The organism is Enterobacter sp. PTB (assembly GCF_051130085.1).
Classification (GTDB): domain Bacteria; phylum Pseudomonadota; class Gammaproteobacteria; order Enterobacterales; family Enterobacteriaceae; genus Enterobacter; species Enterobacter ludwigii.
In genome coordinates, this window is sequence record NZ_JBDKEE010000058.1 from 1 (window position 1) to 5,384 (window position 5,384).

Below are 5,384 nucleotides of genomic sequence, written 5' to 3' on the forward strand. Positions count from 1 at the left end.
GAATCGCTGATCGACGTTCCACGCGAAAACATGATCGAACAGAGCGGAATACGCACCCAAACTCCACAAAATTCAAGTATAATCACTGCCATATGTCATTTTCTGACATACCGAACTCCACTGACTTCAACTCAATGCTATCTTAATCAAGTTGCATCTGGGGGCTTTTCAGGGGGCTCATTGTGTTCAATGAAATTTGAGGCCCCCATATGGCACTGACAGCCCGGCAGGTCGAGACCGCAAAGCCTAAAGAGAAGGATTATAAACTCTCTGACGAACGTGGCCTTTTTCTCCTGGTGACCACCACAGGAAAACGCTACTGGCGTATGAAATACCGTATCGCCGGTAAAGAGAAAAAGTTATCTATCGGTGTTTACCCTGAGGTCTCTCTGGCTGACGCGCGTGTAAAACGCGACGAAGCCAGAAAGGTGATTGCCGACGGAGGTGACCCGAGTGAGAAAAAGCAGCTCGAAAAAATCGCCAAAAAGATATCCGTGGTCAATACCTTCAGGGCGCTCGCCATGGAATGGCATAAGCACAAGTCTATCTCATGGTCAGAAAGCTACGCTGAGAGCGTTATGGAAGCGCTGGAGAAGGATATCTTCCCTCATGTGGGCAAACGCCCTGTCGCTGAGATCCTGCCTCTGGAGATGCTGGAGGTTTTACGCCTGATTGAAAAACGAGGTTCGCTGGAGAAACTCCGTAAGGTCAGGCAGTACTGTAATCAAATCTTCCGCTATGCCATCGCTACCGGACGGGCGACAATTAATCCGGCAGCGGAACTCACCGGTACTCTGACTGCGCCAAAGACCGAGCACTTCCCTCACCTCCAGGCTTCTGAATTGCCTGCGTTCCTTGCCAGTCTGGCTGATTACCATGGCAGTTGCATTACTCGCATGGCAACCAGCCTGCTGTTGCTTACAGGTGTGCGCACTATTGAACTTCGTGCTGCAGAGTGGCATGAGTTTGATCTGGAGAATGCATTATGGACGATCCCCGAGAGCCGTATGAAGAAGCGCCGTAAGCATCTGGTGCCTTTGTCAGACCAGGTACTGGCGATCCTGCATGAACTCCGTACCTTCACCGGTCAGTACCAACTGGTATTTCCCGGGCGCTGCAACATCAACAAACCGATGAGTGAAGCCAGTATTAACATGGTGATCAAACGTATCGGTTATGATGGCAAGGCTACCGGCCACGGCTTCAGGCACACAATGAGTACCATTTTGCATGAACATGGTTTCAACACTGCATGGATCGAAATGCAACTCGCTCACGTGGATAAGAACAGTGTTCGCGGTACATACAACCATGCTCAGTATCTGGATGGCCGACGAGAGATGATGCAGTGGTACGCAGACCAAATAGCCAACATGATAAGTCAAACATAACCCCTGGTGCCTGGCCTTCGTAGTCGGGTGTCTTTTTTATTAGCGAAGGTAACTGTTCTGGTTCCTCTAAGTTACGGACAAAATTATTCATGTAATTTATTATCATAAACGTTATCTGTTGATACCATGTAATTCGTCCCATCACCAATAAGGACTCAATATGTTAAAATATGAAATACAAATTAATAACAAGAACTATATATATACAACCGCCACTCAGGAGTTAAAAGGAAATAGACACACCCAAAGTATTACGGTTGAAGGCATTGGTTCTAAAAATGATCCAGCGATATATGGTCCAGGTTGGCATCGAATTGAGTCTATGGAGTCAACAGCAAGATTGATAGCTCTTGAAATAATTAAAGAAACGGCATGAAATAACCCTCACAAGGCATGTTATGGCAAATCAGGCCCTATCATCAGAGGATTTACATGAGGATTATTCCAATGAAACCACTATTATATTGCGTCTTCTCATATTCCGGGCCTCAATCAATCCCATATCGCCAGAAAATTGTTTCTTGAATTGAGTTCCTCGCGATGACTACCCGGCGTGGCAGTTCATGAGGCTTACACAAATAGCGTTATTCAATTTGCGAAGACGTCGTGTCGCTGCGATGTTATTGTCCGAACGGAAGAGAGGCTTCCGGTCCGAGGCGCTATTATCTCGTGGAAACCGGCGTCAACGGCTTGCCCGGCTACGGATAATAACTTTGTTCTTCGGGGTATAAGGCTCAGCGCTGTAACCTTAGCGCTGATGTTGGCACAAATAGAGGTCTTCGGACTGAGACAGACCTCATGGGGAACTAATGAGAAACTCTCCCTGAGCATTTCATTGCATCAGGGAGGGAAATATCACTTCATACGATCGCGAAGAATCGACAACGCTGTATTCAACATATTGCTGCCGCCCAGTTGATGCTCTTCAGGAGACAAATGCTGCAACATGGCTGGCAGATGGACGCTAATCCAGTTTGTCATGTCGGTCTGAGATATCCCCATGCGTTGCGCAAGCGAAGACAATTCATCAGCGCTGAAAAAACTATTGATATGCTCAGGGGTAAGATTTTCAGCCGTCATCCCGCCTTCTTCCAGAGACTTAAAGCGCGCCAGCAGCGCCGAAATCCCCCCTTCATCCTGCACCCACGACAAAAAAGCCATTAGATTTGGATGCACATCCGTTCCCTGGAATAACCGTCCCAAAATACTGTTCAGTATACTCATGTTGCATCTCCCGCTATTCGGTCAGCCATTGCGCCACACCGCCGTGGCGTGAACAGGAACCACTGTGCTGTTTACTGTGACTGAATGTACCGTCCTGACAACGAGCTGTTGCACCGGATTCTGTACCTGCTGGTGCAGGCGTTGACACCGTCGGGACTTTATCCTTTTTGACGAACCGCCCACTGTTGTCACGCACTGCCTTATCCGGAGTCGTATCAGCCGGTTGGGTAATCGCTTCATCAGTCTTTTGTTTAAGGTGCAGGCGGGGGGCCTTCTTCGGTGCGACTGTATCAATGGTCTGTACATCAGTTGATGGCTGGACATCCTTCTTTGCCGGAGATGCCGCCATCGTTCCGGCACTCCAGATGAGGCCACAGACAATCAGGACAAGAGGTAATTTACGCATACTCAATGTTAACCTTATTAACTGTTAAACCTAAGTTCTGAAAACGGGAGTCGTGTCTGAGCAAGCGTTTTGTAGTACGGGGGCACAAAATCGGGATCAGATCGCGCCTCATGCGCGGGGAGAATTAGAGTTCGCTGAGTAGCATGATTGCAATACTCGCTGCCGGAATAATGAGATCCTGCTGTTCCTTCATCAGCAAAATAGCAACCGCCTCTACCGTTCTTTGCCAAAAATCTGTGACGTTAGTTTTTTTTCTTTCTTATCAGGTGTTCTCGGATAAAAGCGGTCTTTGTAACACTGTTGCTCACCTGAAACACAATGGATACCATTGCTGAATGTATATTCACTCAAATCAAGATTAACGCCATCACCTAATGACTTTTGCAGGTTAGCCTCCACAGACCTTCCCAAGTAGAGTGCCGTCAGCCCCATGGCAACCCCCTGATTATCAACACAAAACCCGGATTTTTTGTCACACAACACACCGCGAGCAGGAGAATAAATATCTGCTGCAAATGAAGAAACTGACGTAATCAGCAACATTGCCATAACTGATAATCTTTTCACAAACTTTCTCCATTCGATGAAATTTACAAGCGCAGCACCACTGCGTCCATAACGGGTTATCACACAGGGAGCCTGCGTTCACAATACAGCAATACGGACCTAATTGTTGTCGGCGGCTTTACAACACATCGCTACCGTCCCGAAAACAATTAAGGAGATAAAAGCGAGGATTGAGAATGTATCGCCACCGACCATTTCTTTTTTTACTATTGCTCGGGTACCAAGCATCGACACTAGCATCCCCTGTCATCCACGCAAAATCACATTCGCCCGGATACAAAAAAACGAACGCCCGTATTTCAGCCAGATTAACGCCTTATTATCCCTTAAAACCGGCACGAACTCGTGTCATCAATACGCTGATGGCTCAACTGGGGAAGCCCTATCGCTGGGGTGGCATATCACCGGAGACCGGTTTTGACTGTAGTGGGCTGGTTTAAACTTCAATACCCGGCTCCCGAGAACGGCTGAAGGCATGTTCAGCATGGCACAGGCACACCCCGTTCAGTTTCAGAATCTAAAACCAGGCGATATGGTCTTTTTCGCCATGAAGGGCGGTGACGTTGACCATGTGGGCGTTTATTTGGGCAACGGATATTTTATTGAAGCGCCACATACCGGTCAGAATGTGAAGGTAGTCAGTCTGGACCAGGATAACTACCGCCGCCATTACCGTGGAGCCCGACGCCTACCGGTACTCGATTCTGACCAGGTATATCCGGTATAAAATGAGTCTGGCCATTCAGTCCCCCTCCGGACAAAACATAACGAAGGACAGGCACTTTGTATAAAATAACAGGGACGATTATCCCCATTACCTTATTCGTCCCCCTTATACTTGGGGTGTTAGCAAGTCAAAACCGGCATGATTACGGCTCCCAGTCGTCCATGATCCGTAAGCGCCTCGTTGAGGACGTAGAGTAATATTTAGTTTACAGGCAGGCTGACGTTCCAGGGCAACAGCTCTTTCACGCGGTTGACTGGCCAGGTATTGATGACGCTGATCACGTGGCGCAGCCAGGCTTCTGGCTCGATGCCGTTAAGTTTGCAGCTTCCGATCAGGCTGTACATCACCGCTGTACTGTCGCCACCACCGTCAGAGCCGAAGAACATGTAGTTACGCCGCCCCAGCGCAACCACCCGGAGGGCGTTTTCACACAAGTTGTTGTCTATCTCCACCCAGCCATTGCGGCAGTACTCATTCAGAGCATCCCACTGCTTCAGCATATAAGCGAGTGCCTTCGCGGTATCTGAGTGTCGCGACAGCGTGTTCATCTGCTGTTGTATCCAGTCGTACAGCGATTGCATCAACGGGACGCTTCTGGCTTTTCTGGCGGCCAGTCGCTCATCTGCCGGACTGCCGCGGATCTCTGACTCGATTGCATACAGCGCACCGATACGACTGAGCGCTTCTGTTGTTACTGTCGTTGGATGACGAACATGTACATCGTGGATCTTGCGTCGGGCATGTGCCATGCAGGCCGCTTCGGTTACTCGCCCATTTTCATAGAGGCCGTTATAACCCGCGTACGCATCGGCCTGCAGGATGCCGCTGTAGCCCGCCAGATGTCGCTGTGGGTGGATACCTTTGCGGTCGGGTGAGTAGGAGAACCACACTGCTGCCGGCATGGTTGAGCCGGCGTTGCGATCATCCCGAACATAGACCCACAGACGTCCGGTGCGGGTTTTGCCGCTTCCCGGCTCCAGGACATTCACCGGCGTGTCGTCGGCATGCACTTTACCCGGCATCAGCACATAGTGGTTCAGCTCGTCATACAGCGGACGAAGCTGCTCTC

At 49.4% G+C, this 5,384-nt stretch carries 7 protein-coding genes and 1 pseudogene; 4 read left to right on the top strand and 4 right to left on the bottom strand.

The window, feature by feature from the left end:
- Nucleotides 1–209: 209 nt before the first annotated feature.
- On the top strand, nt 210–1,391 hold the full coding sequence (locus AAIR21_RS27110; RefSeq protein WP_333169038.1) for a tyrosine-type recombinase/integrase: 1,182 nt from the start codon (nt 210–212) through the stop codon (nt 1,389–1,391).
- Between the two features lie 160 nt (nt 1,392–1,551).
- Nucleotides 1,552–1,767, top strand: coding sequence for a hypothetical protein (locus AAIR21_RS27115; protein ID WP_422701960.1), 216 nt, complete (start codon nt 1,552–1,554; stop codon nt 1,765–1,767).
- A gap of 479 nt (nt 1,768–2,246) precedes the next feature.
- Here AAIR21_RS27115 and AAIR21_RS27120 read toward each other — a convergent pair whose 3' ends face one another.
- The 3 genes from AAIR21_RS27120 to AAIR21_RS27130 form a co-directional block, all read right to left on the bottom strand.
- Nucleotides 2,247–2,615, bottom strand: a complete 369-nt coding sequence (locus AAIR21_RS27120; RefSeq protein ID WP_333169036.1) for a YidB family protein — start codon at nt 2,613–2,615, stop codon at nt 2,247–2,249.
- A gap of 13 nt (nt 2,616–2,628) precedes the next feature.
- On the bottom strand, nt 2,629–3,021 hold the full coding sequence (locus AAIR21_RS27125; RefSeq protein ID WP_333169035.1) for a DUF3761 domain-containing protein: 393 nt from the start codon (nt 3,019–3,021) through the stop codon (nt 2,629–2,631).
- Between the two features lie 213 nt (nt 3,022–3,234).
- Nucleotides 3,235–3,651: a YcgJ family protein gene (locus tag AAIR21_RS27130; RefSeq protein WP_434682737.1), complete on the bottom strand. Its 417-nt coding sequence runs from the start codon at nt 3,649–3,651 to the stop codon at nt 3,235–3,237.
- Between the two features lie 299 nt (nt 3,652–3,950).
- On the opposite strand from AAIR21_RS27130, the gene AAIR21_RS27135 reads away from it, so the two are divergent.
- On the top strand, nt 3,951–4,028 hold the full coding sequence (locus AAIR21_RS27135; RefSeq protein WP_434682739.1) for an NlpC/P60 family protein: 78 nt from the start codon (nt 3,951–3,953) through the stop codon (nt 4,026–4,028).
- Between the two features lie 17 nt (nt 4,029–4,045).
- Nucleotides 4,046–4,315: pseudogene (locus tag AAIR21_RS27140) on the top strand (C40 family peptidase); the annotation flags it as partial.
- 200 nt (nt 4,316–4,515) lie between these two features.
- Here AAIR21_RS27140 and tnpC read toward each other — a convergent pair.
- The coding region (gene tnpC / locus AAIR21_RS27145) for an IS66 family transposase (protein ID WP_434682738.1) at nt 4,516–5,384 on the bottom strand (869 nt) is incomplete at its 5' end.